The 2,122-nt window shown below is 61.2% G+C and carries 3 protein-coding genes; 2 read left to right on the top strand and 1 reads right to left on the bottom strand.

The genetic code is table 11. The annotated features are described in order from the left end of the window. Positions 1-89: 89 nt before the first annotated feature. Positions 90-533 (bottom strand): PaaI family thioesterase, encoded by a 444-nt coding sequence (locus Q8S60_RS06645; RefSeq protein WP_305254252.1) that lies wholly within the window; start codon positions 531-533, stop codon positions 90-92. Positions 534-694: 161 nt separating this feature from the next. Between Q8S60_RS06645 and Q8S60_RS06640 the strand changes: the two genes are divergently transcribed. Then, complete coding sequence (locus tag Q8S60_RS06640) at positions 695-1,207, top strand: PAS domain-containing protein (RefSeq protein ID WP_305254253.1); 513 nt, start codon at positions 695-697, stop codon at positions 1,205-1,207. Between the two features lie 228 nt (positions 1,208-1,435). Next, positions 1,436-1,975, top strand: a complete 540-nt coding sequence (locus Q8S60_RS06635) for a PAS domain-containing protein (RefSeq protein WP_305254254.1) — start codon at positions 1,436-1,438, stop codon at positions 1,973-1,975. Positions 1,976-2,122: the final 147 nt, after the last annotated feature.

The raw sequence follows: 2,122 nt of genomic DNA, 5'->3' as shown, positions 1-2,122 counted from the left end.
GGATCGGTGACTGGTCGAGAACGCTCAATGTGACCATGGGGCTCCGGCTTTCCTGGGCTGCGGTTCCGTCCGATATGTGGCCTCGTCCCTTACTTTTCGAGAGGCCTCTTCTTCACGCGCTTCACGATGCCCGAAAAGTTGAGCAGGATGCGCTCCGCCTCGCCCTGGCCGGTAAAAACCTGGCCGCGCAGGAACACCATGCTGCCGGTATTCCGCACGATTTCACCCCGCGATTCGATGAACTCGCCGGCGCCCGCCGCCGCCGTGAACTCGCCCGTCAGCGACACCGTCACGGATGGGCCTTGCAGCACGTCCCGGCCGATGGCGAAGAGCGAATAATCCGCGAAGCTCATCAGCATGCCGCCGTGGAGGAACCCGCCGCCGTTGCAGTGAAAGGCCTTCGCCTCGAAGGCGCAGGTAACGTGCCCGTCCTCATGCTGGCGGAAAAAGAAAGGCCCGGCATGATCCTCGAAGGGGTCGTGACCGGTCCAGCTCTGGTAGCCGGCAAGCCGGCCGCTCAAACTCGTATTCATGTGCGGAACCTGTTGTGTCGATGGCGGTTGCCGAGCTTTTAGCAGGAAGCCGCCATGTCCCAAAGCCCCTCCCGGCCGGCGTGGAGCTTAAGCTATTGGTTATCTTGACGAGGCAGACTGCCCCGGTCGCCAGTTCCGCCGATAGACGGGTAATAGCGGATATGAACGCCGCCAAAAACAAAAATGGACGTGTCGAGGAGAGTGCGCGCCTGATCGCGATCGAGGAGCTGTCCGAGGCCCCGCTCGTGGAAATGGCGCAATACTGGGAAACGAAGCGGGCGGGGCGGAAGACGCCCCTGCGCAGCGACATGAACCCGGCAGATTTCGTGCGCCTGATGCCCCGGATTTTCATGCTTCGTGTCGGCCCCGACCCTCTGACCTTCACCTACAGCCTCATCGGCGACGACAATGTCCAGGCGCATGGCCGCAACTTCACCGGCTGGAACGTCCGCGACCTCGACAATATCTGGCCGGGCTACGGCACTTCCATGCACGATTTTTATGCACTGATCCTTCGGCGTGCAAAGCCGCAAGCGGCATGTGGAGAGATGAGCTTTGTCGATCGCGGTTTCTGCAGGTTCGAGGCGGTCTATCTGCCGCTCGCTGTAGCCGACGGAACCATCGGCCACATCATGGGCGCCGCCGTTTACAAGTTCGAGAAGAATACGGTCTGACGGCAATGGGCGGCGACATCGTCACAGGCCTCTTCGTTGTATGATTGCCGGGTGCCATTTGGGACGCGAACCATGACGGGCGGACCTCGGGTTATCGGGCGTTTCCGCAACGACAAAATTGAAAAACGCTTCAATTCCTAGTGATCCGATTCACACTACGTTAGGAAAATCGGCTCACTGTTGCTGCGGGTGGCGGCTGGCAGGCCGAGTGCGTACAGGGCGTGGGTGATGACGCAACTAGCGGAAAAATACCGGACGGATGAGTATGCCGACGTGATCGCCGAAGCCGATGCGCATGGCATCGACTTTCGGCGTCTGAAGGAACTTCAGGACCCGCTTTGCCGCGACATGCTGGCCTACTGGAACGAAGTGCGCGGCGACCGCGCGATGCCTCGTCCCGATGAGATCGACCCCGTGAAGTTCGCCCGTCACATGCCGAACCTCCTCATGGTTCAGGTGAACTGGGAGCCCTTCGATCTCACCTACCGGCTTCTCGGCGGCGATGTGGTGAACGCGCATGGCGCCAATTTTCGCGGCCGCCGCGTCATCGAAAGCACCTCCCACACCGGCCACTTCAACCAGGTCCTCTTCAATTTCTACAAATTCGTCGCCGAGGCCCGGCGCCCCTACGGCATTGCCGGCACAATGGAATATGTCGCCCGTGGCTTCGTGACGGTGGAGGGGGTCTACCTCCCGCTTTCGCTCGACGGTAACCGTACCGACCGTATCCTCGGCGCTGCTGTGTCCGAACCGCTGCCGCAGCGCTGAAGGCCGCGATTCGGCCTGTTTTGACCCCCGTCGGCCCTTGCCCTAAATTCCCGCTGCCTTTGAACTCAATGCGGGAAAACCCATGGCCCTCGACGCCGAAACACGCGACCAGCTCATCTCCTCCGTCCGCCGCTTTGTCGACGAGCG

Origin of the sequence: Parvibaculum sp. (assembly GCF_030694575.1) — a bacterium.
Lineage (GTDB): Bacteria > Pseudomonadota > Alphaproteobacteria > Parvibaculales > Parvibaculaceae > Parvibaculum.
This window is presented reverse-complemented; position numbering and strand designations above follow the sequence as displayed.